This window comes from Streptomyces odontomachi (genome assembly GCF_024435355.1).
Classification (GTDB): domain Bacteria; phylum Actinomycetota; class Actinomycetes; order Streptomycetales; family Streptomycetaceae; genus Streptomyces; species Streptomyces odontomachi.
Genome location: NZ_JAMJWG010000023.1, coordinates 42,900 through 68,763, shown reverse-complemented (window position 1 = coordinate 68,763; position 25,864 = coordinate 42,900). Strand labels below are relative to the sequence as shown.

29 protein-coding genes are annotated in these 25,864 nt (G+C 69.9%); 8 read left to right on the top strand and 21 right to left on the bottom strand.

Translation table 11 applies throughout. From position 1 onward, the window contains the following. The first annotated feature begins 98 nt into the window (after positions 1-98). On the top strand, positions 99-314 hold the full coding sequence (locus NQO67_RS34965; RefSeq protein ID WP_255954455.1) for a hypothetical protein: 216 nt from the start codon (positions 99-101) through the stop codon (positions 312-314). A gap of 66 nt (positions 315-380) precedes the next feature. Here NQO67_RS34965 and NQO67_RS34960 read toward each other — a convergent pair whose 3' ends face one another. From NQO67_RS34960 to NQO67_RS34950, 3 genes are all read right to left on the bottom strand, one after another. Then, on the bottom strand, positions 381-1,691 hold the full coding sequence (locus NQO67_RS34960) for a GNAT family N-acetyltransferase (protein ID WP_255954454.1): 1,311 nt from the start codon (positions 1,689-1,691) through the stop codon (positions 381-383). A gap of 94 nt (positions 1,692-1,785) precedes the next feature. Beyond that, a complete protein-coding gene (locus NQO67_RS34955) occupies positions 1,786-2,802 on the bottom strand; it encodes an asparaginase (protein ID WP_255954453.1) in 1,017 nt (338 codons plus the stop codon). Between the two features lie 87 nt (positions 2,803-2,889). Further along, positions 2,890-3,498: an RsiG family protein gene (locus NQO67_RS34950; protein WP_255954452.1), complete on the bottom strand. Its 609-nt coding sequence runs from the start codon at positions 3,496-3,498 to the stop codon at positions 2,890-2,892. Positions 3,499-3,837: 339 nt separating this feature from the next. Between NQO67_RS34950 and dtd the strand changes: the two genes are divergently transcribed. Continuing rightward, positions 3,838-4,278, top strand: coding sequence for a D-aminoacyl-tRNA deacylase (gene dtd / locus NQO67_RS34945; protein ID WP_255954451.1), 441 nt, complete (start codon positions 3,838-3,840; stop codon positions 4,276-4,278). 39 nt (positions 4,279-4,317) lie between these two features. Here the strand turns inward: dtd and ygfZ are convergent, their stop codons facing one another. From ygfZ to NQO67_RS34930, 3 genes are all read right to left on the bottom strand, one after another. Next, positions 4,318-5,283 (bottom strand): CAF17-like 4Fe-4S cluster assembly/insertion protein YgfZ, encoded by a 966-nt coding sequence (ygfZ, locus tag NQO67_RS34940; protein WP_255954450.1) that lies wholly within the window; start codon positions 5,281-5,283, stop codon positions 4,318-4,320. 76 nt (positions 5,284-5,359) lie between these two features. Then, a complete protein-coding gene (locus tag NQO67_RS34935; protein WP_255954449.1) occupies positions 5,360-5,827 on the bottom strand; it encodes a Fur family transcriptional regulator in 468 nt (155 codons plus the stop codon). A 116-nt stretch (positions 5,828-5,943) separates the two neighbouring features. After that, the gene (locus tag NQO67_RS34930; RefSeq protein ID WP_255954448.1) at positions 5,944-6,516 is read right to left on the bottom strand and encodes a heme-binding beta-barrel domain-containing protein; all 573 of its coding nucleotides are present in this window, start codon (positions 6,514-6,516) and stop codon (positions 5,944-5,946) included. A 319-nt stretch (positions 6,517-6,835) separates the two neighbouring features. Between NQO67_RS34930 and NQO67_RS34925 the strand changes: the two genes are divergently transcribed. Next, the gene (locus NQO67_RS34925; RefSeq protein ID WP_255954447.1) at positions 6,836-7,198 is read left to right on the top strand and encodes a DsrE family protein; all 363 of its coding nucleotides are present in this window, start codon (positions 6,836-6,838) and stop codon (positions 7,196-7,198) included. A gap of 34 nt (positions 7,199-7,232) precedes the next feature. Here NQO67_RS34925 and NQO67_RS34920 read toward each other — a convergent pair whose 3' ends face one another. From NQO67_RS34920 to NQO67_RS34890, 8 genes are all read right to left on the bottom strand, one after another. After that, positions 7,233-7,535 (bottom strand): DUF3099 domain-containing protein, encoded by a 303-nt coding sequence (locus NQO67_RS34920; RefSeq protein ID WP_255954446.1) that lies wholly within the window; start codon positions 7,533-7,535, stop codon positions 7,233-7,235. A 185-nt stretch (positions 7,536-7,720) separates the two neighbouring features. Further along, positions 7,721-8,008: a DUF1416 domain-containing protein gene (locus NQO67_RS34915; protein ID WP_255954445.1), complete on the bottom strand. Its 288-nt coding sequence runs from the start codon at positions 8,006-8,008 to the stop codon at positions 7,721-7,723. A gap of 78 nt (positions 8,009-8,086) precedes the next feature. After that, positions 8,087-8,932, bottom strand: coding sequence for a sulfurtransferase (locus NQO67_RS34910; protein WP_255954444.1), 846 nt, complete (start codon positions 8,930-8,932; stop codon positions 8,087-8,089). 375 nt (positions 8,933-9,307) lie between these two features. Further along, positions 9,308-9,415: a putative leader peptide gene (locus tag NQO67_RS44675; protein ID WP_374119236.1), complete on the bottom strand. Its 108-nt coding sequence runs from the start codon at positions 9,413-9,415 to the stop codon at positions 9,308-9,310. A gap of 295 nt (positions 9,416-9,710) precedes the next feature. After that, entirely contained in the window at positions 9,711-10,475 is a 765-nt protein-coding gene (locus NQO67_RS34905; RefSeq protein WP_255954443.1) for an LmeA family phospholipid-binding protein, read from the bottom strand. Between the two features lie 169 nt (positions 10,476-10,644). Beyond that, complete coding sequence (locus NQO67_RS34900) at positions 10,645-11,568, bottom strand: hypothetical protein (protein ID WP_308295725.1); 924 nt, start codon at positions 11,566-11,568, stop codon at positions 10,645-10,647. Positions 11,569-11,577: 9 nt separating this feature from the next. After that, on the bottom strand, positions 11,578-11,832 hold the full coding sequence (locus NQO67_RS34895) for a MoaD/ThiS family protein (protein ID WP_255954442.1): 255 nt from the start codon (positions 11,830-11,832) through the stop codon (positions 11,578-11,580). Positions 11,833-12,140: 308 nt separating this feature from the next. Further along, on the bottom strand, positions 12,141-13,121 hold the full coding sequence (locus NQO67_RS34890) for an alpha/beta hydrolase (protein WP_255954540.1): 981 nt from the start codon (positions 13,119-13,121) through the stop codon (positions 12,141-12,143). A gap of 329 nt (positions 13,122-13,450) precedes the next feature. On the opposite strand from NQO67_RS34890, the gene NQO67_RS34885 reads away from it, so the two are divergent. Beyond that, positions 13,451-14,227: a response regulator transcription factor gene (locus NQO67_RS34885; RefSeq protein ID WP_255954441.1), complete on the top strand. Its 777-nt coding sequence runs from the start codon at positions 13,451-13,453 to the stop codon at positions 14,225-14,227. A gap of 186 nt (positions 14,228-14,413) precedes the next feature. Further along, positions 14,414-15,439 carry a LacI family DNA-binding transcriptional regulator gene (locus tag NQO67_RS34880; protein ID WP_255954440.1) on the top strand — a complete coding sequence of 342 codons (1,026 nt, stop codon included), beginning with the start codon at positions 14,414-14,416 and terminating at the stop codon, positions 15,437-15,439. A gap of 76 nt (positions 15,440-15,515) precedes the next feature. On the opposite strand, the gene NQO67_RS34875 is transcribed toward NQO67_RS34880, so the two are convergent. Further along, on the bottom strand, positions 15,516-16,058 hold the full coding sequence (locus NQO67_RS34875) for a Clp protease N-terminal domain-containing protein (protein ID WP_255954439.1): 543 nt from the start codon (positions 16,056-16,058) through the stop codon (positions 15,516-15,518). Between the two features lie 5 nt (positions 16,059-16,063). Next, positions 16,064-16,309, bottom strand: coding sequence for a hypothetical protein (locus tag NQO67_RS34870; RefSeq protein WP_255954438.1), 246 nt, complete (start codon positions 16,307-16,309; stop codon positions 16,064-16,066). Positions 16,310-16,564: 255 nt separating this feature from the next. Between NQO67_RS34870 and NQO67_RS34865 the strand changes: the two genes are divergently transcribed. From NQO67_RS34865 to NQO67_RS34855, 3 genes are all read left to right on the top strand, one after another. Further along, positions 16,565-17,824: a S1C family serine protease gene (locus tag NQO67_RS34865; RefSeq protein ID WP_305126642.1), complete on the top strand. Its 1,260-nt coding sequence runs from the start codon at positions 16,565-16,567 to the stop codon at positions 17,822-17,824. Positions 17,825-18,058: 234 nt separating this feature from the next. Continuing rightward, positions 18,059-18,784, top strand: coding sequence for a response regulator transcription factor (locus tag NQO67_RS34860; RefSeq protein WP_255954437.1), 726 nt, complete (start codon positions 18,059-18,061; stop codon positions 18,782-18,784). A 356-nt stretch (positions 18,785-19,140) separates the two neighbouring features. Then, positions 19,141-20,553, top strand: coding sequence for a sensor histidine kinase (locus NQO67_RS34855; RefSeq protein WP_255954436.1), 1,413 nt, complete (start codon positions 19,141-19,143; stop codon positions 20,551-20,553). A gap of 75 nt (positions 20,554-20,628) precedes the next feature. Here NQO67_RS34855 and NQO67_RS34850 read toward each other — a convergent pair whose 3' ends face one another. From NQO67_RS34850 to NQO67_RS34830, 5 genes are all read right to left on the bottom strand, one after another. Further along, on the bottom strand, positions 20,629-21,147 hold the full coding sequence (locus NQO67_RS34850; protein WP_255954435.1) for a hypothetical protein: 519 nt from the start codon (positions 21,145-21,147) through the stop codon (positions 20,629-20,631). Positions 21,148-21,150: 3 nt separating this feature from the next. Continuing rightward, complete coding sequence (locus NQO67_RS34845; protein ID WP_255954434.1) at positions 21,151-23,451, bottom strand: hypothetical protein; 2,301 nt, start codon at positions 23,449-23,451, stop codon at positions 21,151-21,153. 12 nt (positions 23,452-23,463) lie between these two features. Further along, positions 23,464-23,949, bottom strand: a complete 486-nt coding sequence (locus NQO67_RS34840) for a hypothetical protein (protein WP_255954433.1) — start codon at positions 23,947-23,949, stop codon at positions 23,464-23,466. A 758-nt stretch (positions 23,950-24,707) separates the two neighbouring features. Continuing rightward, a complete protein-coding gene (locus NQO67_RS34835) occupies positions 24,708-24,914 on the bottom strand; it encodes a DUF397 domain-containing protein (RefSeq protein ID WP_255954432.1) in 207 nt (68 codons plus the stop codon). Next, the gene (locus tag NQO67_RS34830) at positions 24,902-25,834 is read right to left on the bottom strand and encodes a helix-turn-helix domain-containing protein (protein WP_308295724.1); all 933 of its coding nucleotides are present in this window, start codon (positions 25,832-25,834) and stop codon (positions 24,902-24,904) included. Before NQO67_RS34830 ends, NQO67_RS34835 begins: the two co-directional genes overlap by 13 nt. Positions 25,835-25,864: the final 30 nt, after the last annotated feature.

Genomic DNA, 25,864 nt, shown 5'->3' with positions numbered 1-25,864 from the left:
CAAGCCACAGCTTCGCGCCGGCGCAGTCACCCACGCGAACGACCGTGCACGCTCACGCGACCCCGCGGACGAACCGTGCACGCCGGGGAGGGAATGTCATGACACACCGGGGAGGGACCGGAGGAACCACCACCGTCATCACCATCGCCGTGGCCGCCCTGGCCATCGGGTTCGAGCAGCTGGTCCAGTGGAAGTACGGGCCGATGGGCATCATCGCCTTCCTGCTGCTCTCCCTCGGCGTCAAGACCCGCAGCTCTGCCCTGACCTGCATCGGAAGCGTGATCATCGTAATGCTGCTGACCGGGCGGGGATGACGCACACCCCCGCCCGGTCAGCGGCCGGCCCGCAACCGTCAGGAACAGCCCGCCGGCCCGCGGCGGTCAGAACAGGTCCGGGCACCAGGGTCGGCGTGCCGTGCGGAAGAGGAGGTCCGCCGTGGTGGCGGCGCCGGGGCGGTGTTCGACCAGGCGGTCGAGGGCCGCGAGGCGTACCGGGGACTCCTCGCCGAGCCAGAGCGCGGCGAGCTCGCCGGCGCCCAGGGTGAGGGCGGGGGCCTCGGTGGTCGGGGTGCAGGACGCGCCGTCCGGGCCCGCCTCCAGGCGGTACCGGCTGCCGCCGGCCCTCCCCCAGTGCCCTGAGGGGCTGGGAGGTACCCCCACCGCTGCCGCGTCCGCGCGCCCGGCCGCGTCGACGATCTCCAGCACCAGGGTGCCGGCCGTCGCGTAGGTACGCGCTTCGAGGGCCCGTACGACGTCCAGGATCCGCACCCACAGCCAGTCGGAACGGGTGACGGCGCGTGCGGCGCGCGGGTTCGGCAGGAGCAGCGGCAGGAGGTCGTCCGTGGCGCGGTGGCCGGTGCGGATCCTGGTGATCCAGTCGATCGAGCAGACGTAGTGCCACAGCGCGCGCTCGGCGGCCGGGGTGACGGCGATCAGGTCGTCCACGGTGGCCGTGTTCAGCGGCTGCTTCGCGTCGCCCCAGACGTCGTCGGCACGGTAGGTGAGCAGCCCCTCCACCTCTCCGGCGGCCGAACGGTAGACCGCGTGGAACGGCTCGGTCCAGGGCTCTCCGGGGACGGTCTCCTGGCCGGTGGCCAGCCGCCACCAGCGCTCGTCGCGGTCGATGGCGCCGTGCTGCCGGGCGCGGAACCTGTCGTGCAGCTCGGGCCCGAGCTTGAGCACGTCCGGGCCGTCCACCAGGTCGATCCTGCCGCCGCACGCGGGGCCACGCCAGCGGGGGTCGAGCCCGGCGCGCGCCACGTCGACCTCCCAGTCGGCCAGCGCGGCGGCCGGACCGAAGCCGTACCGGCCGTAGATCGGGTACTCCGACGCGATCAGGGTGGCCACCACGTCGCCGCGCTCGCGCGCCTCGGCCAGGTCGGCGGCCATCATCCGGCTGAGCAGGCCGCGGCGGCGGTGGGTGGGCGAGACGGTCACGTTCGTGACGGCGTCGGCCCGTACGGGGGCGCCGCCGACGGCGGTGAGCAACTGCGGGACGGAACGGAACGTGGCCACGCAGCGGCCCTCGTCGAAGGCCCCGCGGGTCCTGGTGAGGTCGAACCGCGCGGCACGTTCCGCGACGGCCTCCGGGTGGGGCTTCGGCGGGCGGAGAAAACCGGTGTTCAGCGCGCGACTCCAGTCCGCCACCTCGGACTCGTCGATCGTGCGTACTTCAGGCGTGGCAGCAGGCATGGGGCCACCGTAGGGGGGAGCGGGGCCGGGTGTCGTGCCGGTTTCCCGCGCCCCGTGCCCCGTTCCGCACCGCTGCCGTCCCGAACGTCCCGGCTCAGAACACCGCGCGGATCGAGCCGACCTCCTGGTCGCCGCCCATCAGCGGCTCGTGGCCGATGCGGGACAGCACGTCGTCCTGCACGCCGGCGCGGCTCAGGGCGCGCGCGAGTACCGGGCCCAGGGCGCGCGCCGCACCGTCGTCGATCTTGAAGGCCAGGGCGCGGCCGTCCGCGAGCCCCACCGCCTGCACGGCCTCCGCACCGCTCTTGACGAGCGCCCCCGGCACCGCCTGCATCACCCAGGTGTCGGCGCGCCGGGTGCCGGCGACGTACTCGGGGTGCGCCCGCATGGCGTCGGCGACGCGGCGTTCGAGGGTGCCGGGGGCGGCGAGCACGAAGTGCCGGAAGACCCGGGCCAGATCGGTGAGCCCGATGCCCATCACGGGCGCCCCGCAGCCGTCCGTGCCCGTCACCGTCACCGGCTCGCCCAGCACCTCCTCGACCACGTTGCGCACCTGCACCTGCAACGGGTGCTCGGGCGCCAGGTACGACTCGGTGGGCCAGCCGGCGCGCCGGCACGCCGCGAGCATCGCCGCGTGCTTGCCCGAGCAGTTCATCGCGACCCGCTCCCGGCCGCCGCCGGCGGCCAGGTGCGCCTCGCGTGCGACCTGGTCGAGGGGGAGGTCCGGCGGGCAGGCCAGATCGTCGGGGGTCAGCTCGTGCTCGGCCAGCAGCTGCCGTACCAGGTCGCGGTGGAAGTCCTCGCCGGAGTGGCTGCCCGCGGCCAACGCGAGTCGCTCGCCGACGAGTTCGACACCGGCCCGCAGTACGGCGACGGCCTGCATCGGCTTGGTGGTGGAGCGCGGGAAGATCGGCGCCGTCACCTCGCCGAGGGCCAGCTCCACGCTGCCGTCGGGGGCCAGCAGCACCAGGCTGCCGCGGTGCTGCCCCTCCACGAACCCGGAGCGCACGATCTCGGCGAGTACGGCCTGTTCGGCACGTGGCGCGGCACCGTCGGCGGACCCGGTGGCGGAGGGAGTGCCCGGTGCGTGGGCGGGGCGGTCGGCGGACATCGGCGGTGACCTTCCGAACGGGACCCGCGCGCGACGCGAGCACCGGGATGGGGCCGTGCGGAGCCGGGGCCGCCGGGTGCCGCCGCGTCAGGCGAGCAGGTCGTCTACTTGGGCTTCGCCCTCACGGTACCTGCGGGCGATCTCGGCGCCGCACCCGTCCGCGATGTGCTGGAGCTGCTGGCGGCGCCGGGACACCTGCTGCTCGTACGTGACGAGCCGGCCCATCGCGGCCCGCAGCTCGTCGTCGGTGCGGGCGTCCAGGTCGGACAGCTCGACCTCGGCGAGCATCGCGGCCGCGAGCTGCCCGTACTCCTCGCTGTGCGGAGTGCCGAGCGTCACATGCCGGGCGGAGGAACGCTGCCCCGCGGGCCGGTCGGCCAGGATCCTGGTGAGCCGGGCGACCAGCGGCGCGGTGGGGGGCGCATCGGAGGTCGGGGGCGCATCCGAGGGGCGGTCGGCGAGCCGGAGCTCCAGCTCGGCCCGCAGGATGTCGATACGGCCCTGCACCAGGCGGCGCACGTAGCTCAGATCGGCCTCGGTACGCAGCGCGTCCCGCCGCAGCACCCGCAGCTCGGCCAGCCGCAGCCGGGGGAGGTCCGGCGCCGGGAGCTCGGGGGCCCGTGGTCCGGACGCCTGGGGGGCGGTGGTGGACAGGGCCCCGGGGAGCCGTCCGGCCCCGGTCGTCGGTGTGCACATCCGGCATTGCTCCACTTCGCCTCGCCCGGGTCTGACCGCGTGGCCATCCTGCACCACACCCGGGCGGTGTATGCCTGACTGCCCGCGATCATCCCCGGATGGGGGGTCAGCAGGCGCCCTGATGGCCCGGACGGGGGGTCCGTGGGCACCACGAAGGGCCAGACGGAGGGCCACGGATGCACGGGCGCCGGACGGACGAACGGATCGGGAGGCAGCGCCCGCGACCTCCCTGCCGGGCGGTGCCGGAACTTCCCTGCCGGATGCCGCCGGAAGCTCCCTGCCGGGTGCCGCCGGGACCTCCTTGCCAGGTCGGGGCCGGCACACGGCATCATGGTCCGCATGCGTGCGGTGGTACAGCGAGTGGACGGCGCGAGCGTCGTCGTGACGGACGACGACGGCGAGACGCGGACCGTCGGGGAGATCACCGGCGAGGGCCTGTGCGTGCTGGTGGGCGTCACCCACGAGGACACCAAGGAGAAGGCCGCACAGCTGGCCCGCAAGCTCTGGTCGGTCCGGATGCTGCACGACGAGAAGTCCTGCTCGGACCTCGCCGCACCGCTCCTCGTCATCAGCCAGTTCACGCTCTACGGCGACGCCCGCAAGGGCCGCCGGCCCACCTGGAACGCTGCGGCGCCCTCGGACGTCGCCGAACCGCTGGTGGACGAGGTGGTCGCGCAGCTGCGGGCGCTGGGCGCCACCGTGGCGACGGGACGGTTCGGCGCGCGGATGCGGGTGTCGCTGACCAACGACGGGCCGTTCACCGTGCTGCTGGAGATCTGACACCGCGCCCCGCGCCGCGACGGCGCCGGGCCCCACCCGCTACGGCAGCACCACCAGCTCCTGTGCCGCCGCCGTGGTGTCAGCGAGCAGCTGCGCCTCCGGCGGTACGTTCCGCTTGACCAGCGCGAGGGCGATGGGGCCGAGCTCGTGGTGGCGGGCGGAGGTGGTGACGAAGCCCAGCTTGCGGCCCTCCGCGCCGTCCTGGGCGAGCCGGATGGCGGCGCCGTGCGGCGGCAGGTGCACCTCGCTGCCGTCCAGGTGCAGGAAGACCAGACGGCGCGGTGGCTTGCCCAGGTTGTGCACCCGGGCGACCGTCTCCTGGCCGCGGTAGCAGCCCTTGTCCAGGTGCACGGCCTCGCCGATCCAGCCGACCTCGTGCGGGATGGTGCGGTGGTCGGTCTCGAAGCCGAGGCGTGGCCGGTGTGCCTCCACGCGCAGCGCCTCGTAGGCGAGGATGCCGATCGCCGGGCCGCCGCGCTGCGCGAAGGCCGTCAGCTCGGCGCGCGGCAGGAACAGATCGCGCCCGTACGCGGTCTCGCGCACCGCGACCGCCTCGGGCACCTCGGTGATCGAGCCGGCCGGGAGGTGCACGACGGCGGTGTCGGCGGTGCGGTCGGCCACCTCGACCCGGTAGAAGAACTTCATCGACTCCAGGTAGCCGATGAGCGCTTCCTGCGTGCCCGGCTCGACATGCATCCACACCGTGCTGCCGTCGTCGACGAGGTACAGGGCGTGCTCGATGTGGCCGTGCGGCGAGAGGATCAGTGCCTCGGTGGCCTGACCTGCGGGAAGGTTGCTGACGTGCTGGGTGAGCAGCAGGTGAAGCCAGCTCAGCCGGTCCTCACCGGTCACGGTGATCACACCGCGGTGCGACAGGTCGACGAGACCGGTTCCGTCGGCGAGGGCGCGCTGCTCGCGGAACAGATCGCCGTAGTGCGCGGCGACGCCTTCGTCCACGCCCTCGGCGGGGACGGCGCCTGGCAGGGTCAGCAGAGGGCTCTTCATATCCACACAGCCTACGACTGTGTGCTTACGTGCCTGGTTGCCGCGTCCGGCTTTCTTTTCCGCGGGGTGCGGGCCGTCACTCGGGTGCCGTCTTCGGTGCGCCGACGCCGTGTGGTGCGCCGTCGGCCGCCGCGTTGCACTTGGCGCAGCGGCCGAAGATGGCGAAGTGCTTCATGTCGGTGTCGAAGCCGAAGGTCTCCCGCAGCTTCGCGGTGAACTCGGCCGCCAGCTCGACATCGGCCTCGATGACGTCCCCGCAGTCCTGGCAGACCAGGTGCATGTGGTGGTGGCGGTCCGCGAGGTGGTAGGTGGGCGCGCCGTGCCCGAGGTGGGCGTGGCTGACCAGGCCCAACTCCTCGAGCAGCTCGAGGGTGCGGTAGACGGTGGAGATGTTCACCCCGGAGGCGGTCTTGCGCACCTCGACGAGGATGTCGTCGGGGGTGGCGTGCTCCAGCGTGTCCACGGCTTCGAGCACCAGCTGCCGCTGCGGGGTCAGACGGTAGCCGCGCTGCCGTAGATCGCTCTTCCAGTCGGTGCTCACCACGTTCCCCAGTGTAGGCAGCCGGCGGACGCCTCACTCGAAGAACGCGACTGACTCAAGGAAAGCGGCTCACGTCGGCAACACGGCTCACTCAGGACGCACGGCTCACCTGGAACGGCTCACTTGAAGAAGGCGATGCCGTCGTCCGGGAGGTCTCCGAGGTCCTTGGCCCAGGCGGCGACCTGCTCGGGGCTGACGGCCTTCTTCAGCTGGGCCGACATGTAGGGCCGCAGCGGCACCTCGGGGGTCTGCTTCTCGCCGACCCACATCAGGTCACCGTTCACATAGCCGTACAGCCGCTTGCCGCCGCTGTACGGGCCGGAGGCCGCAGTGCGGGCGACGGCGTCGGTGGCCAGGTCGATACGCGGCTTGCGGTCGGCCAGGTCCCCGTACCAGACCTCCACGACCCCGTCGTCACGGACCATGACGACCTCGATCTTGCGGTCGGCGTCAACTCTCCAGAAGCCGGACTCCGACTCCAGCGGCCTGACCTTGTTGCCCTCGGAGTCCAGCACCCAGGCGTGCGAGTGGTACTCCAGGAAGTCCCGCCCGTCATGGGTGAACGTGACTTCCTGACCGAAGTTGCACTTCTCGGCGCCGGGGAAGTCGAAGACGCCTGCCCCGGCCCAGTCGCCGAGGAGGAAGGCCAGGGGAACGAGGTCCTTGTGCAGGTCGGACGGGATTTCGATCATCGGGCTCGGCTACGTCTCTGTCGTTGGGGTGTGGGGTGCGTCCGGCGTCGTGACCGTACGGGCCTCAGCGCTGCCCCTCGTAGAGCTTGCTCACGACCAGCCAGGCGAACGCCAGCACGGCGACGCAGATCAGGGCCAGCAGGGTCTCGAAGAATGCCTCAAGCACGGGTACTCCTCGGTGTCCTCGGGCGGGCGGGGCGAACGCTGCCCGCGGCGCGGGGGCCGGGGCCCAGCTTAGTGGGCCCCCGGGCCGGGCGTCGTGGCGGCCGGGACGGATCCGCCCGATCGCCCTCTCCTGTCGGGCGCATACGATGCCGCCATGGCGAAGAAGCTCGTGATCAAGGTGACGGCGGGGGCCGACGCCCCCGAGCGCTGCTCGCAGGCGTTCACGGTCGCGGCCGTCGCGGCGGCCAGCGGTGCGGACGTCTCGCTCTGGCTGACCGGGGAGTCCGCGTGGTTCGCGCTGCCGGGCCGGGCGGCGGAGTTCGAGCTACCGCACGCGGCGCCCTTGCCGGAGCTGATCGAGGGGATCCAGGCGGGCGGCCGCATCACGCTGTGCACCCAGTGCGCGGCCCGGCGTGGCATCACCGAACAGGACGTCATCAAGGGGGTGCGCATCGCGGGCGCGCAGGTCTTCGTGCAGGAGGCACTGGCGGACGACACCCAGGCGCTCGTGTACTGACCTGACCGTTACCGACCTGACCGCCGCGCCCCGGTCACTCGTGTTTCCGGCCGTCCTTCCGGCCGTCCTTCCTGCCGTTCCGGCCGTCCGTCCTGCCGTCCAGCTCGTCCCACCACTCGTCGGACTTGGGGTCTCCGGTGGGGTCGTCCCACCAGCGGTCCTCGGGACCTCGACGGTTCGCGACGATCGCCGCGCACGGCGGGATCACCATGGCGACGACGCACATGCCCACGGCGGCGGGCACCGACCAGATGCGCACCACGCCCCAGGCCAGGACGAACAGGCCGATGCAGATCCCCATCATGAGGAAGTAGCGGTGGCGCCGTCGCGCATACATACCTTCAGCGTAGGCGAGCCACCCGTCCGGCGCAGTCGGCCGAAGCGCCCTGTCGCCGGACGCCGAAGCGCCCAGGGGCACAGGGCCGGACGGCCGGGCCGCGCCCCCGGGGCCGTACGGCACGGCCAGGGGCCGCACCCCGCTTCCGGGATGCGGCCCCTGGCCGTTTTTCGTGCGCTGCGTCGTCAGACGGCGATCGCGACCTCGGCGAGGCCGCCCGTCTGGGCGACGACCGTGCGGTCCGCGGTGGCGCCCGGCACCAGTGCGCGGACGGTCCACGTGCCCTCGGCCGCGTAGAAGCGGAACTGGCCGGTGGCCGAGGTGGGCACCTCGGCGGTGAACTCGCCGGTCGAGTCCAGCAGGCGCACGTAACCGGTGACGGGCTCGCCGTTCCGGGTCACCTGGCCCTGGATGGTGGTCTCACCGGGCTTGATCGTCGAGGCGTCGGGGCCGCCGACCTTGGCTCCACACATACGTCAATCCTTAGGGTCGAGGGTGGTGGTGTGGTGGTGTCCGTGTCCTGTGGACACGGTTCGGGTTGACCGGTCCGGTCACTTGCCGGCGCCGAGCTCGATCGGCACGCCCACCAGGGAGCCGTACTCGGTCCAGGAACCGTCGTAGTTCTTGACGTTCGTCACGCCGAGCAGCTCGTGCAGCACGAACCAGGTCAGCGCGGAACGCTCACCGATGCGGCAGTAGGCGATGGTGTCCTTGGCGAGGTCCACCTCCTCCTCGGCGTAGAGCTCCTTGAGCTCGTCGTCCGACTTGAAGGTGCCGTCGTCGTTGGCGTTCTTGGACCACGGGATGTTGCGGGCGCTCGGCACGTGGCCGGGGCGCTGGGACTGCTCCTGCGGCAGGTGGGCCGGCGCGAGCAGCTTGCCGGAGAACTCGTCGGGCGAACGGACGTCGACCAGGTTCTGGCTGCCGATCGCCTTCACCACGTCGTCGCGGAACGCGCGGATCGCGTTGTTCGGGGCCTTGGCCTTGTACTCGGTGGCCGGGCGGGACGGCACCTCGGAGCCGTCGACCAGGTCACGGGAGTCCAGCTCCCACTTCTTGCGGCCGCCGTCGAGCAGCTTGACGCTGTCGTGGCCATAGAGCTTGAAGTACCAGTAGGCGTACGAGGCGAACCAGTTGTTGTTGCCGCCGTAGAGGATCACCGTGTCGTCGTTGGCGATGCCCCGCTCGGAGAGCAGCTTCTCGAAGCCGGCCTGGTCGATGAAGTCACGACGGACCGGGTCCTGGAGGTCCGACTTCCAGTCGATCTTCACGGCGTTCTTGATGTGGTTCTTGTCGTACGCGGCAGTGTCCTCGTCGACCTCGACGAGGACGACCTTCGGGTTGTCGAGGTTCTCCTCGACCCAGCCGGCGTCTACCAGGACGTCGCTGCGGCTCATGCTTCTCTCCTCCGGGGCAGTAGCGGCGGGACTGTGCTGCTGTGCGGGTGCGACCGGGTGGTCTTGCTGGCCCACCCGGTGTCGTACATCGGATACGTGATGCGCCGGTTTCGGTACGGAATGCCACTGCGCTGTGGCGGCGGGTCCGGTGCCGGACCGTATTCGGGGGGTGGTGCGCGGCGGCGCGGCGGGCGCGCGGGCCGGGCATCGGGTACCGGCTGGTGCCTGATGGCCGGTCGATCGGAGCGGGCGCGGGCGGGTGTGCACCCGGTCGCGCGCCCACGGGCACCTGCGGCATCCGGCGCGGTGTGCGACGGTGCCTGCGCGCGGGCGGCGCCGGCTCACCGTGCCGCCTGCCGCGCGTGCGGTGGCCGCCTAGAGCGGGCGACAGAGCATGGCGGCAACGCGGCACAGGTCCACTGCCCGCCGCTTCGTCAGATCCGCCTGCCCTCGTGCACGAAGGCCGCTCACATAGCACCGCATGTCTGCGATCGTAGGGATCGGTGGGCGCGGCTGTCACCGGTTTCTCAGCAAGTGAGACGATATTGTCCGGCTGATGAAAATGGCATGTACATGGTGTATGCGGAACGCACCTCATCGCAGGCACCCGCCTCACCCGGCAACCAAGGGTTGCGTCCTCACCTCGCCCCGGGCGTCCTCTGCGGTCTGCTCTGCGGACAACTCGATCTCGCAGTACGGACAGCTGTTCTCACAGACCCGGTTCCCGGCGGCTCGTCACCGCCTGACGAGGTGATGTCTTACCCAGCGCAGTGCGGTGTTATCCGGCCAGATGCACGTGCGAACCCGCCACGGTGACGTGTACGCCGTCCGGCGCCGCCGAGACCTGGTCGATGTGGATGCCGGCCGGCAGCCCGGTGATCGTCTGCTGGAAGTCGGTGATCTGCCGGACCTTGGACTCCGGGGTCGGCACGCCGCCGATCTTGGGCGCGGCGTCCGCGTGCGCCTTCACCACGTCGCCCTCGACGCGCAGCGTGCTCAGGACGGTGATCGGCTCCTTCAGCTGCTTGCCCAGCACGGTGCCGGCCACGGTGACCTTGATCTTGCCGTTGCCACCGTCGGAGAGGCGGGTGACCTTGGCGGTCACCCCCGGGGCGACCTCCACGGACTGGACCTGGGCGGCCTTCAGCAGCTCCGCGTAGGAGATACGGGCGCTGCCGGTGGCCGAGTCGGCGGTGGCCGTGCTGAAGCTGTTGGAGAACGTGACGCCCTTCATCTGGGCGTTCAGGTCCGTGATGTGGATCGTGGTGGAACCCTTCGCGGCCGCACCGTCACCGCCCGCCCCCTCGGTGCTCGCCGTGTAGTCGTCGATACCGACCCGCACGTCGTCCAGCTCGCCGCCGGCGATCTGGGTGAGGAACGGGAAACCGTTGATCGACACGTCCGGCTTCTCGGGGAGGTTCTCGCTGCTGCGCAGCTCGTCGGCGGCCTTGTCCTGGGCGAAGCTGACCGCGATGCGGTCGGCCGCCACGAAGATGCCGGCCAGGACCACGACGACGATCAGGGTTATTCGCAGTGCGCGCATGCTCGAAGCCTCTCCCCGCCCCGGCGGTCTCCCGCCGCGTCTTCCGCCCGGGCACCTCCCGGTCGGACCTGACGGAGCCTAACGCGCGCCACCCGCGGCCGAGCGGTGGCGGCGGTGTGACGGTCCTCCCGTACTCTCGTGGCCCGGTTCCGGCGTCTCGGCCCTGCGGTCACCCGAGGGCCCGGCCCAGGAGGTAGACGACGGGGGCGGCGGCCGTCAGAGGAAGCGCCACGCCGGCGGTCATGTGCACGAAACGGGACGGGTAGTCGTAGCTGGCCACCCGGTGCCCGATCAGGGCGCACACGCCGGCGCAGAGGCCGAGCAGCGCCGCGTCACGCGTGCCGTAGTCGGTGACCTGCGCCGCTGCATATCCGGCGGCCGCCGCCGCGGCGAGCGCCAGCAGCGCGGAGAGCACGGTCGGCAGCGGGACCGCCCGGAGCAGGATCGCGGCGGCCACGGCGATACCGCAGGCCGTGACGGCGTCCCGGTCGGCCGCGAGATGGCCGGCCGCCGCGATGGCCAGGGCGGCCGAGACGATCGTGGCCATCAGACCGGTGATCCGCTCGTCGGCCGGGGCCCGGCTGCGCAGCTGGAGGGCGAGCGCGAGCAGCAGCCAGACGCCGAGGACGGCCAGCAGTGCGACGGGGGCGTGCGAGTCGTCGACGGCCAGCAGCGCGCCGTCCGCGACGAGGGCGCCCAGGAAGGCCAGGGCGATGCCCTGCCGCGCCGGCCACATGCCGTTCAGCCGGAACCAGCCCGCCGCGGTCACCGCCTGGAGCACGACGAGCGGCACCAGCAGCGCGTAGGTGTCGACGGCCGCGGCCCCGGCCAGCAGCAGACCCAGCACGGCGGTCAGCGCCGCGGGCACCGGACCTGGCTCGATGATGGGCGAGCGCCCCTCGGCACGGGCCTGCTGCGCCGCGGTGAGCGGCCGGTGCCGGCCGGGCGCAGCGGATCCGGCGGCGTGGGCGGTCTCGTCGGCGGGCGCGGTGGAGGGCGACGTCGAAAGGGGCGTTCCGGCTGCCGGTGCCGGGCCGGTCGCCGTGGGCAGGGGTCCCGCGAACTCTCCGGGGCCGTACGACTGATCGGTCATCTCGGTGCGTCATCCTCCTGCGAACGGCGGCAGCACCTCGACGGTGCCGCCCTCGGCAAGTCGTACCGTCTCATGCCCGCGGGTGCCGACGGGGGCGCCGTCGACCAGGAACGAGCAGCGTTGCAGCACCCTGACGAGTTCGCCGGGATGCCGCAGCCGGACGGCATCCAGCGCCTGCGCCAGGTTCACGGCGTCGTACGGCTCCTCGGCGATGCCGGCAGCGGACTTGGCCGCGGCCCAGTAACGGATCGTGCCCGTCGCCATCGGTGCGCTCCTCTCGCGCGGCGGCTTCTGGGACGGGCCTGAGAAACCTGCGCCGGTCCCTCAGGCCGCGGGCCCGTGCCGGCCCATCATGCCGTGCGGGACCCCCGGGGCGGCACACCCCTGCGGCGCACCGGCGACACCGGGACGCCCTCACTACGGGAGCGCGGCGGGCGGGCGGTCGGCGATCCGGGGCAGTACGGCGACGCCGGTCGCGTGCCCCCCATGTGGCCTGTGCCGGCCCATCATGCCGTCCTGGACCCGACGCCCGGGGCAGCACGGCCCTGCGGTGTACCGATCGCCCGGGGCCCTCAGCGCGGCAGCGCAGCGGTCGCCCAGTCGGCGATCCGGGACAGCAACGCCGCGTCGGTCGCGTGCTCCGCGTGGCCCATGCCCGGCTCCAGCCAGAGGTCGGCGGCGCCGGCGGAGGCGGCCGCCAGCATGCGGGGGTGGTCGAGCGGGAAGTACGGGTCGCGGTCGCCGTGCACGATCAGTAGCGGGGTGGGGGCGATCAGCGGGACCGCCTCGACCGGGGAGAGCGGCACGGGGTCCCAGTCGCGGTGGTGGATCCGGGTCCGGAAGCCATAGCGGCCGAGCACGCGGCCCTCCGGGCGCGTGACCAGCCAGTGCAGCCGGCGCATGGGGGCGGTGCCGCGGTAGTACCAACGTGCGGGCGCGCTCACGGAGATAACGGCATCCGTGGCGGCGCTCACGTCCGCAACCGTGCGCCCCCCGCGCTCCACCGCCCCGGGTTCCGTCGGCGCAGGCACCCGGACTCCGCGCCCCACGAACGGCGCCCCGTCCCGCTCCTCGCGCGCCGCACAGGGCTGCGCCCCGGGCGGCGCCCCGGCGGGCTCGTCGGCCCGGTGCAACGCCGCGTGCCGCAGCACCACGGAGCCGCCCATGGAGAAGCCCACGGTGATCACCCGGTCGTGTCCGAGCCGCCGGGTCCAGGCGACCGCTGCCGCCAGGTCGAGCACCTCGCGGTCGCCCACCGTGGAGCGCCCGCCGGACCGGCCGTGGCCCCGGAAGGAGAAGCTGACCACGGCCGCATGCCGGGCGAGGGATCGCGCTATCCGGCGCACGTGGGGGCGCTCCAGGTCGCCGGTGAACCCGTGGGCGAGCACGATCGCGGCGCCGCCCCGCGCCCCGGCCACCCCTTCTGCGGCCGCCCCTCCGACGGCCACCTCCGCGCCGGTCCCGTCGCCCGCCGCGGCGTCCCGGAACGACTCATCCGAGGCCCTACGCGGCTCGTACAGGGCATCGATCGCCACCCCGTCGGACGTACGCAACAGTGCCCGGCGCATGCCAGGGCGCACGGCACGAAAAGCCGGCGCATTTCCGCTGCCGAGCGCCCCGGCGGCCTCGGCCCGCCCCGTTGGATCTGTCCGACCTGCACTCATGTGAGCTATTGTGCTGGCAGGAGGATCCGGGCAGCGAAGCCCCCGGGTCCTTTTGTGCTTTCTGGAAGTGGTTAACGCTTTCCTAAAGCGCATGGGGTATCGCCGGCAAGGGACCGAGGAGGAACCGAGGCAATGGGCGAGCGAACCACCACGCACATCAGCTGGGCGACCGGGGGTAGCGGCCACGCCCTCAGGGCCATGGGAGCAGGTGGGCTGCGATGAGTTCCCTCCTGCTACTGACCAATGCGCTCCAGCCGTCGACGGAGGTGCTGCCGGCCCTCGGCCTGCTGCTGCACCAGGTCCGGGTGGCCCCCGCCGAAGGCCCCGCGCTGGTCGACACCCCCGGCGCCGACGTGATCCTCGTGGACGGACGGCGCGACCTGCCGCAGGTGCGCAGCCTGTGCCAGCTGCTCCGCTCCACCGGACCCGGCTGTCCGCTGATCCTGGTCGTGACGGAGGGCGGTCTCGCGGCCGTCACCGCCGACTGGGGCATCGACGACGTACTGCTCGACACCGCGGGGCCCGCGGAGGTCGAGGCGCGCCTGCGGCTCGCCATGGGCCGCCAGCAGATCGTGAGCGACGACTCCCCGATGGAGATCCGCAACGGCGACCTGTCGGTCGACGAGGCCACGTACAGCGCCAAGCTGAAGGGCCGCGTGCTGGACCTCACGTTCAAGGAGTTCGAGCTGCTGAAGTACCTGGCCCAGCACCCGGGTCGGGTCTTCACCCGCGCCCAGCTCCTCCAGGAGGTCTGGGGCTACGACTACTTCGGCGGCACCCGCACCGTCGACGTCCACGTGCGGCGCCTGCGGGCCAAGCTGGGCCCCGAGCACGAGTCACTCATCGGCACCGTCCGCAACGTCGGCTACCGCTTCGTCGTCCCGGAGAAGGTGGAGCGGGCCGCCCAGGAGGCCGAGGCCAAAGGCGCCGCTTCCGACGCCGGGTCCGCCGCGTCCCGTGGCAGCACCCCCGCCCGCTCCCGGACCGGGAACTAGACGACGGTGCCCGCGGCCGTCCGCGGGCACCGCGGGCACCCCCACCGCGCGACGGGGGCGCACCAGCCGTCGCAGGGGCGCGTGGCGCGCACACCGCGGCTCATGTCGGCCGTCGTGCACACCGGCCGAGACGAACACCTGCACACCTGGAGACACCGGCCCGTTCCATCCGCGTAGACTTCGCGCGTGGCCAAGGTGACGCGGGACGACGTGGCACGACTGGCGGGTACTTCGACCGCGGTCGTGAGCTACGTCATCAACAACGGACCCCGGCCGGTCGCCCCGGCCACCCGCGAGCGTGTGCTCGCCGCGATCAAGGAGCTGGGCTACCGCCCGGACCGGGTCGCCCAGGCCATGGCCTCCCGGAGAACCGACCTCATAGGCATGATCGTGCCGGACGCCCGCCAGCCGTTCTTCGCGGAGATGGCGCACGCGGTCGAGCAGGCCGCCGCCGACCGCGGAAAGATGGTGCTGGTCGGCAACTCCGACTATCTCGACGAGCGCGAGGTCCACTACCTGCGCGCGTTCCTCGGTATGCGGGTCTCCGGCCTGATCCTGGTCAGCCAGGGCCCGAGCGAGACGGCGGCGGCGGAGATCGACGCCTGGGACGCCCGCGTGGTCCTGCTGCACCGCCGCCCCGAGGCCATCGAGGACGTCGCCGTGGTCACCGACGACGTCGGAGGTGCCCGGCTCGCCACCCGGCACCTCCTCGAGCACCACGGCCACCCCTATGTCGCCTGTCTCGGCGGCACGGAGGAGACCCCCGTCGTCGGCGACCCGGTGGCCGACCACGTCACGGGCTGGCGCAAGGCGATGGAGGAGGCCGGCCGCGAGACCGAAGGCCGCCTCTTCCAGGCCCCGTACAACCGCTACGACGCCTACCAGGTCGCCCTCGCCCTGCTGGCCGGCCCGCACCGCCCGCCCGCGATCGTCTGCGCCACCGACGACCAGGCCATCGGCGTACTGCGGGCCGCGCGCGAACTCCGCATAGACGTCCCCGGCGAGCTGGCCGTGGCCGGCTTCGACGACGTCAAGGAAGCCGCGCTGACCGACCCGCCGCTGACCACGGTGGCCTCCGACCGGCCCGCGATGGCCCGTGCCGCGATCGACCTCGTCCTCGACGACAGCCTGCGGGTGGCCGGTTCACGCCGCGAACGGCTGAAGCTGTTCCCGTCGCGGCTGGTGATACGGCGCTCCTGCGGCTGCGGCTGACGAAGACACGCGCGTCGACGCCTGCCGCTCACGACGCCTGCCCATCACGACACCTGGCGCCTACGACGCCTGCCGCCTACGACGCCTGGCGCGTCACACGGTCGAGGATCGACTGGCGTACCGCGCTGACGTCCACGTCCAGTGCGTTCAGGACCTGGATGCCCACGCCCTCCCCCTCCGCGAGGACGCCGAGCAGCATGTGCTCCGTGTCGAACTGCTGGTGGCCGAGGGCCATCGCCTCACGCAGGGTCAGTTCCAGGGCCTTCTTGGCCCGTGGCGTGTAGGCCGGGCGGGGAAACTGAAAGGCGCCCGGGCCGAACGTCTCGTCGGCGCGACGCTGCACCTCGGAGACGTCGATGCCGAGGGTGGACAGCGCGTCCTTGGCTGCCTGTCCCCCGGTGGCCGGCACCCCCGCCTCCTGAAGGATGCGTACGGTCTCGTCGCGCATCCGCTCCAGCTCGACGCCGTGCTCCCGCAGCACCTCGCTCGCGGTGCCGGCGGTGCAGGCCAGGCCGAGCAGTATGTGTTCGGTGCCGATGAAGTCGTGCCCCATCGACAGGGCCGCGTCCTGGGACGCGACCACGGCGCGCTTCGCGAGTGCGGTGAATCGGTCGAACATGTCGGTTAGTCCTCCTTGCCCATGGCCTTGCGCCTGCTCGCGTGCTTCTCATGCACGGACTGCCTGCTGACCCGCAGCGCCGTTGCGATGCTCTGCCACGTCCAGCCCTGGTCCCGTGCGCTGTCCACGTGCAGACGTTCCAGCTCCTCCAGCAGCCGCCGCAGCGCCACGACGGCTTGGAGCCCGACGGCGGGGTCCTTGTTGGTCACCTGTGCGGCCAGCGCTGCGGCTGGCGACTCTTCAGCGCTCATGCCGTCAGGATTCCCTGACAGCCTCGCCATGTCAAGAAACCCTGACAGCAGGCTCAGCCTGCTTCTGACTCCGGGTGCGCTGTGGTGGCCGTAGGGCGCGAGGGTGGGGCGATGGACGCCCCGTGATGACAGTGCGCGGAAGCGGGACGGGCGTGGCAATACCGGGCATACGCGCTTCTGCGGGCATACGCGCTTCTGCCGGGCTTCTCACATGGCCCTCAGGGAGTTCTCATGATGGCCGGACAAGGTGGTGCCATGACCGAGAGCTTCCGCGGCAGCGACGCGTATCCTCAGGACTCCTCCCAGCAGTCCGCCACCGTGTACCCCGGGCACCAGGGCTCCGCGTACGAGCCCGAAGCCCCGTCGACGTACCCGGCCCCCGCACCGATGTCCGGCGCGGTGTCGGGCTCGGTGATCGGCCAGGCCCCGGCGCCGGCCACACCCTCGTTCCCGCCGCCGTACGACTCGGCGACGACCACCCGGTTCCCGGCCATGGCCGCCGCGGGCGGTCACCCGATGCCGCCGGCGGGCCCGCCCCCGGTACCGCCGCTGGACGGCATGAACGGCATGGGAGGCGCGGGCGGCGTGGGCGGCATGGGCGACCCGAACGCCGCCGCTGCCGCTCCGCGCCGGGCCCGTCGACCCGTCGCCCTGCTGGCCGCCGTTGCCCTGGTCGCGGCCGCCGTCGGCGGCGGCACCGCATACGCCGTGCAGCAGCTCACCGGCCAGTCAAGCAGCACGGCGTCCGCCGTCGCCGGCACGCCCGTGTCGAAGGCGAGCCGGGGCACCGTCGCCGGGGTCGCCTCAGCGGTCAGCCCGAGCATCGTCGAGGTCAGCGCAGCGGTGAGCGGCGGGCAGTCCACCGGCTCCGGCGTGATCGTCTCCCGCGACGGCGAGGTCGTCACGAACAACCACGTCATCGCCGGCGCCTCCGAGATCAAGGCCAAGGCCAGCGACGGCACGTCCTACACCGCCCAGGTGGTCGGCACCGACCCGGAGAAGGACCTGGCACTGATCAAGCTGGACAACGCGTCCGGCCTCAAGGCCGCCACGCTCGGTGACTCCAACGCCCTCCAGGTGGGGGACGACGTCGTCGCCATCGGCTCACCCGAGGGTCTGACGGGCACCGTGACCAGCGGCATCATCTCCGCCGTCGACCGCGATGTGACCGTGCCGGTGGAGGACCAGCAGGGCGGCTCAGGCCAGGGGCAGGGCGGTGACGGAAGCTGGCCGTTCGAGTTCGGCGGGCGGCAGTTCAACGGCGACACGGGGTCCTCCACGACCACGTACAAGGCCATCCAGACCGACGCCTCGCTCAACCCCGGCAACTCCGGCGGCGCCCTGATCGACATGGCCGGCCGGATCATCGGCATCAACTCGGCCATGTACTCGCCGTCCTCCCAGGACAGCAGCTCGTCGTCGCAGGCGGGCAGCATCGGGCTCGGTTTCGCCATACCGATCAACACGGTGAAGGCGGACCTGGACCAGCTGAGGAGCGGGGGATCGAACAGCTGACGCCCGCGGGACCGGCGCCCCGGGGATCATGCGCCCCCGGGGCGCACGCCCCTCCCCACGTCCCTCTCCCCCACTCCTCCCTCTTGCTCCACCCTCTTACTTCTCCCTCTTGCCCTCCACCTTCCTCCCCCACCGGCCCGATACCGGTCGGCTCCCCTGCATGACATGCGAGGCTGATACCAGCCAGCCCCACCCCGATCCGACCCGACCCGATCCGACCCGAGGAACCCACCCATGAGCCCCGCCGACGGCGAACCACAGCGCATCCTGATCGTCGACGACGAGCCCGCCGTGCGCGAGGCCCTCCAGCGCAGTCTTGCCTTCGAGGGCTACGGCACCGAGGTCGCCGTGGACGGCGCCGACGCGCTCGACAAGGCCGCCGTGTACCGGCCGGACCTGCTCGTCCTCGACATCCAGATGCCGCGCATGGACGGGCTCACGGCGGCCCGGCGGCTGCGGGCGTCCGGCAGCACCGTGCCGGTCCTGATGCTCACCGCGCGCGACACCGTCGGCGACCGGGTCACCGGACTCGACGCGGGAGCCGACGACTACCTGGTCAAGCCCTTCGAGCTGGACGAGCTGTTCGCCCGGATCCGCGCGCTGTTGCGCCGCAGCACCTACGCGGCGACGGCCGGCCAGGCCGAGGAGGACGACGTGCTCGCCTTCGCCGACCTGCGCATGGACCTCGCCACCCGCGAGGTCAGCCGGGGCAGCCGGCGGGTGGAGCTGACGCGTACCGAGTTCACCCTGCTGGAGATGTTCCTCGCGCATCCACGCCAGGTGCTCACCCGCGAGCAGATCCTGAAGGCGGTCTGGGGCTTCGACTTCGAGCCGTCATCGAACTCCCTCGACGTGTACGTGATGTACCTGCGCCGCAAGACCGAGGCCGGCGGTGAGCCGCGCCTGGTCCACACGGTGCGCGGCGTCGGCTACGTGCTGCGGCCGGGCGGGTCCGAGTGAGCGGTACGGGACGGGGGACATGGCAGGCCGAGGGCGTCCCCGGGGACGCCGGACACGCTTACGGTCCCGGCGGCGGCGGGCGTGCGGGGCACGGTTACGCGCCTGGCCCTGGCGGCGGCGTCGGCCCGGTGATGCCGGGCGGTCCGGGGATGCCGGGCGGCTCGGGGATGCCGGGCGATCCGGGCGTCGTGGTCGGGTCCGGTGGGGTCCCGGGCGGGCCCGGCGGAGTTCCGGCGGGCGCCAGCCTGGGTCCGGGCCAGCCGGGCGGCCCCGGTCACCCCGGCAGCCCGGGGCAGCCGGACGGTCCCGGTGGCCCCGGCGGTCACGGCACCCCCGGCGGCGACGGACCCCGCCGGATGTCCTGGTTCCGCGCGCTCCCGCTCCGCTCCCGCCTCGCGATGCTGGTCGCCGCCGCCGTGGCGATCGCGGTGGCCGCGGCGGCGGTGGCGTGCTGGCTGCTCACCCGCACCCAGTTGCAGGACGAGCTGGACAACTCCCTGCGGAACTCCAGCGCCAACGAAAACTACGTGGCGCTGCTTCTCGCGCGCTGCCAGCACGACTCGCAGACCGGCGGCAACGCCCCACCCGCTTTCGTCTACGTGCAGGTGGTACAGCCGGACGGATCGCGGTGCGTCGGCGACGGCTCCAAGGCCGTGCCGGTGCAGCGCGCCGACCAGGAGGTGGCGGTCGGCGCCCGCACCAGCACACTGCACGACGCCACTACCGATGACGGCCAGCGGGTACGGGTGTGGACCCAGCCCGCGCCCCGGCAGCCCGCCGGCGCCGTCTCCATCTCCCGGCCACTGGACGAGATGGACAAGTCCCTCGACCGGCTCGCCCTGCTGCTCACCGCCGTCGCCGGCATCGGCGTGATCGGCGCGGGCGCCGCCGGGCTGTGGATCGCCCGCGCCGGGCTCACCCCGGTGGACGAGCTGACCGGCGCCGTCGAGCACGTGGCCCGCACCGAGGACCTGACGGTGCGCATCCCGGTGGACGGCGAGGACGAGATCGCGCGACTGTCCCGCTCGTTCAACTCGATGACGGCGGCCCTGGCCTCGTCACGGGACAGGCAGGCGCAACTCATCGCCGACGCCGGCCATGAACTGCGCACCCCGCTCACGTCCCTGCGCACCAACATCGAACTGCTGGCCCGCAGCGAGGACACCGGTCGGGCCATCCCGCCCGACGACCGCAGGGCGCTGCTCGCCTCGGTCAAGGCCCAGATGACGGAGCTGGCCGCGCTCATCGGCGACCTCCAGGAACTGGCCCGCCCCGACACGGGCCAGCACCCCGACAAGGTGCGGGTGGTCGCGCTGCACGACATCGTCGAGACGGCACTCGGCCGGGCCCGGCTACGCGGCCCCGAGCTGACGATCACGACGGACCTCAACCCGTGGTACGTACGCGCGGAGCCGCCCGCACTGGAACGCGCCCTGGTGAACATCCTGGACAACGCGGTCAAGTTCAGCCCGTCCGGCGGCACCATCGAGGTGGCCCTGCGACATGGCGTCCTGACCGTACGCGACCACGGCCCGGGCATCGCCCCGGAAGACCTCCCCCATGTCTTCGACCGCTTCTGGCGCTCCCCTTCGGCCCGCAGCCTCCCCGGCTCCGGCCTCGGCCTGTCCATCGTCGCCCGCACCGTCCAACAGAGCGGCGGCGAAGTCACCCTCCACCCCGCCCCGGGAGGCGGCACCTTGGTGACGGTCCGCCTACCGGGGGCGACTACGCCACCGCCGGGGGTGGCGGGGGCGGCGCGGCTCGGGTGAGTCAAGGGAACGGGGTCGATGCGGCTCGGGGAGAGACGCACGGCCCCGGGCCGCGAGGGCCCGGGCATCGCCGGATCAGTTCTCACACGGGAGAGTTTTTTTGTATCCCGCAGCAAAGCCGCTCAAGAATTTTGCTATCTTTTCTCCTTTGTCACCCTCATGATCTACGAGCTCAACTTCGATCGAAAATCGTGCGGCTTTTTGTTTCACATTCGCACAGTCAATTACGGTGGCAGCACCATATTCCCAGACTGCATATTTTCCACCTTTTTCCGAGCGCGTCTGGAAGATTAATTTGTCTTTAGCGGCTTGCTGCGCCGTGAACCCCGCCTTTTCCCAGACGCCTTCGGTTGACAGCGCCGTATGATCATCCACATACACGTCGCAGAAGCGATGTTCCGGAACCCTTGCCGTGTGATCGCTCACAGTGCGCAGCTTGTCACCATCGGGGAGCAGCTGCTTCAGAGTGGATCGCTCGATCGAGATACCGCAGATCGCCGCGGGTACCTCATAATTTTTTCCTTTTCCTGAGCATCCAGATTCGCAGACCAGAAAAAGCATAATTGCTATTCCTACCCCAACCTGCCTCTTCATTTCCTATCCATCCGTTGCAGTACCCATTGCCACTCCCGCTGAATGACCATCATCTGCCGCACCGGCAGCAGAATTCATGAGATCACTAACCGTATCCCAGTTATACTTTCCCCGTGTAGCAACTTCGACCGCAGTCCTGGCCGATTCCATCGCCGCATCGCGCCCGTTTGAGTAGGCATCCGTTGCATCACGCTGCGCCTCAGCCGCACTGTCGTGCTCGATACTCTTCATAATGCTCTCTTGAATGTCTTCCGAAGCCCAGCCAATGGGGGCGCCTACAATGGGTAGTTGCCCTGCCTTATCCGTTCCGAAACCCAGGATTCGATTGACCCATTTTTGTTTATCCGAAGCGGCTTCATTGAAGTCCTTGTCGGCAGCCGTGTGATAGTCCAGAACGGCATCGGCCCGCGATTCACTCATGATTCCTGCAATAATTCCACCCGGCCGCACCGCATTCTTGATGCGCTCTGCGTCTGGCACAGTTGAGTCGCTTTGCCCATTTACCACGTCGCTCACGGCGTGGGCGGTGTACGCTTGTTGTGCGCTCGTGATGGACGCATAGGCATCTGGATCCTGACCAACTTCCGAAAGAAATGCCTGCACCTGCGCATTTCTCATAGCGACAGGCGCGCCAAAGGGCTCAAACTGATCGCCATTCTCCTTCGCCAACGTGCCCTGGAAGTCGCCCATATAGTCGGCAACGATTCCGCCGAGGCTGTCGCGCATGGCATAAAGCGGGCCCGAGGCTTCTTCGATATCGCCATTCTCGTTATGGTGAAGCAACTCTGGCTCCGCACCAAATTTGTTAACAATACGACTGACCAAATCTGCCTGTTCCCTCGAGTGCGGAAGAGCCGGTCCGCTTTCATCGCCATACGGGCTTCCCGTTGCGGCAGATTCGAGTGCGTGCCCAAGTGCTGCGGGGCCAAAATTTCGAGCTTCTTCTTGCTTGTCAAGATTCCCGTAGATGTCCGGATCGTTGGAATCCGCATTCCACTGGAAATCTTTATCCGTGAAGAGATCGAAATACGAATTGAATTTGACTTTCCCACTCCGATCCGGAGTTCCATCCTCCAGATACGCTGTCGGAGTATCCGTAAAGAACCTCTCCGAGGCTTCCGGACTGTGTCCCAATGCCTCCAGCACGCTGGTCAGGGGGTCCTCCCCGGATCCCACCTTCCCCGAAGGATTAAAACCGTACCGGTCCCCTTGCCCAGAACCAATATGCGTCATGAACTTATCAGGATCCTTCTGATGCAGCTGGGTGACATGTTCTGCAATCGGATCAAGGAATCGCGGGTCATATTCGCCGTACCGCAGAATTCCGCCGAGCACTTGGTATCCGTAAGGCTGATACATGAGGCCTTGTTGCCACTCGATCTTCTGAGTCCCCAGTCGGCGAAAATCGGTACCCCAGCTCGCCGGTAGGTGACGCCGAGAATCTGGATCGGTAGCGCTAGCCAGCGCGAAGCCCATGTTGCGTTGGAGTTCTGCTACGCCATCCAGACGAGTCTTACCGGCATCCTTCTCCGTACCGTCCGTCGCCATCTCAGCATAGAATTCCAGAGCTTTCTTCGGACCACCAAGGCCTTTATAAAATTCGGTGGCGAACTCACCATCCATCTTGGATGGGTCGTCGGGCGATTTCTCCCGACTGTTGTACTTCAGGATGCGATTGAGTTCAGCCAGCTCCTTGTCGGTCATGTGATCGCCCTTGCGAGCCAGTTCCACTGCTCGCTCGGCCTGCGCGTCGTTGAGTGACTTGTACGTGTGATGGCCCGCGTTGTGCTGATCGTTTCCATGGACCTTGGCTAGCGCCAACTTAACTGACTGATCAATATCGTTGGCCCTGCCGAGATTGGAGCTGATTTGATTGGCGTAGTGTTTTGCCTTTTCCAGTTGCTCCGGCTTGGCAGGTTCACCAGGTGCAACATGGTCGGCGACGCTGACTGTACTGTCACCTTCATCGGTGATGACGAATCCCTTGCCCTGGGCTTCAGACACCAGATGCCGAGTACTACGCTGGAGCTTGACCAGTTCCTGATGGGCGTCGTCGAGAACTTGAAAAATACTTTTCGCCTCAGTGTGGAGGTCACCGATCTCTTTGGCGGTCTTCTTGATGAATCCCTGCGTTACCGTGGCATTCACACCTGCCCAGCGTGCAGATTCCGACTTCGCCTGCATTCCGGTCTTGGCATCGTGGGCCAAGGTCTTGAGATGGGCGACGGTCGCTTTCCAATCGGACACCGCCGTGCCGAGATGGCCCAGGTCGACCTCGACTAAGTCTGTGTAAGTGAGCGCCACCTTCGGGCCTTCCTACTTGAAATACTCGTTGATTCGCGAAACGGGCATGGCCGAGCCGTCTCTGCCGCGAAGATCAGCCGCGATTCGTTCATCGTCCTTGCTGTGGAGCTTCTTGCTGAAGTCGAGGTGGTTCGAGATGTGAGCGCAGGCTTGGAGGACCGTTTTCACCTGAGTCGTCCACACGTCGACGGTCTTCTCGATTGCGGGACCCATGTCAAAGCCATGGCTTTTGAGCGAAGCAGCTGCCTGCATATTGGAACCCGCGTGTCCCTTGCCAGCCCCAGCTCCGGCGATGTCCGTCTGCTTGCGTAGATGGTCGTGGAGGATGAAGGCCTCGTGTCCGACCGCGCCCAAGTCGTCCTGGTGGACCACCAAGTCGCCACCGCTGCCGGCGGATCCTCCGCCGGAACTAGTGTCCTGGAGATGGTTGATCTCCATTCTCGCCGACTTCTTCTCCGCTGCTTCAGCCTTTAATTTTTCCCATTCATCCCATGCCACGTGAGTGCCTCATTACTTAGTCGAGCTCTTGGATCGGTGCAGCCTGTGGGCAGCAGAGCCTCGGGGGCGAGCCTGGTCTTCGGGTAGCGACGGCGTCGAACGCGGTCCCGTCGACGGCGTGTCGGCGGGAGGCGCTGGCATCCCTCAATGTCCGAAACTAAGCCTTTCCCAACCTCACCCCGATTGGTCAGTTGCAGGTTGAGAACGGCTTGGACGAGCGTGATGGTCCGGGTTATCGGGCGCTTCGGTTCGCAGTGGAGCCTCCAGGGCTTGAGGGTGACGCTGGTCCGCCCCACGAGCGCTCGGATCTTTGTGTGGGACCGGCTCACCGTAAACAGTGGAGTGGGGTCCAGGGTCAAGGCCTTGTGACCATTGCCTCGCTGGCTCCCAGCAGAGCCGCTGTCGGGCAGGATCAACAACCTGAACTGCTCCTCGTGCGGCACCCCTTCGACCAGGTGGCCACCGCTGTCAAGCGTCACCAGCCCCCCTACGCCTACCGTCAGCGATCGTTACGTCACAGTTCGAAGTCAACCGTAGTTACGTACCGTTGCGTTGTCATGCGAGTAAGGCAACGAGGGAGGTGGGCGGGTCTGAATCGGGTCATACAGCGGTGACCCAGCGACACGCCGCAAAAAGGGTGGACAGGGGCTCAGTAACCGCGCCCTGCCCACCCAATGAGAGGCTCGTCGCCCGCCCCGGTTCGGCTCATAGCCCGCATACATGAGCCAGGCTGCCCGAGCGGCTGAGACTACTGGCTGCTACGACGCGTTCTGCTCCCGAACGGCTCCGACGAAGGTCCTCCATGTCCCGGTGGCGAAGACGACCACCGGGCCGTCAGGGGCCTTGCTGTCGCGGACGGGGACGAGGTCGGGGACGTTGTCGGCGACCTCGACGCAGTTGTTCAAACCGCCGTCGCTGTGACTCGACTTGCGCCATATGGCCGTGCTCAGGTCTATGCGCTCCACGACTGATGCCCCTCCCACATGCCCTTGATGAAGGCCGCCGAGTCCTCCGGGGACAGCGCTTGGTCCCTCCGGGACAGCGCTTGGTCCCTCAGCCGATCGTAGATCCGGCGGTACCGGGTGACCACTGCCTGTTCCTCGAACACCTCGCCACAGGCGTTGCCTTCCATGTAGGCCACCGCACTGCCGTCCGCCTGCCAGAGCAGGGTCAACGAGCCTCCTCCGTTCATTAGCGGGTGGGCACCCGAGGTGAAAGGGAGTACCTGGATGACGAGCGACGGTTGGGCCGTGGCTTCGACAAGCCTGCGCAACTGGCCAGCCCAGATCCTGGCGTCCGGTAGGGGGCGTCGCAGCGCCGCTTCGTCGATGAGGAAGCGCACATCAGGCGGGGAGCCTCCCGCCAGCCGCTGCTGCCTGGCCATCCGGCCAGCAACCTGCTCCTCGGCCAACTCAGCTTCCTCGTAGCTGAACCACGGAGGTGACATCGTCGCCCTGGCGAAATCCTCGGTCTGCAACAAGCCCGGCATGCCCGGCGTATAGATCTGCATCATCGTCGCCGACGCCTCCAGGCGCACGGCCTCCTTATACCGATCCTCGTACACATCCTTCCGCGCCAGCGTCCACAGCCGAACCAGCAGATCCCCGGTCCCGTAGTAGCGGTCCAGGTCCTCCATCACGGCCCTCTTCGAGAGCCGTTGCCCCACCTCCAGGCGCCACAAGTAACTCTTGTCGTAAGCCGTCTCCTCGGCGAGCTGGGCCAGGGACTTCCCGGCCTTCGCGCGTAGGTAGGCCAGGGTCCGTCCCAGGGCCGCGCGGCCCGACTCCTCGTTGGTCCGGTCGCCGCGGGGGCGGCTGTCGCCCTCGGTGGACTGCTCGCCCTGCTTGCCCTGAACGCCCCGGTCACCCTGGCCCGTACCCGTCACCGCACACCCCTCCCGTTGTCCTGCCCACCG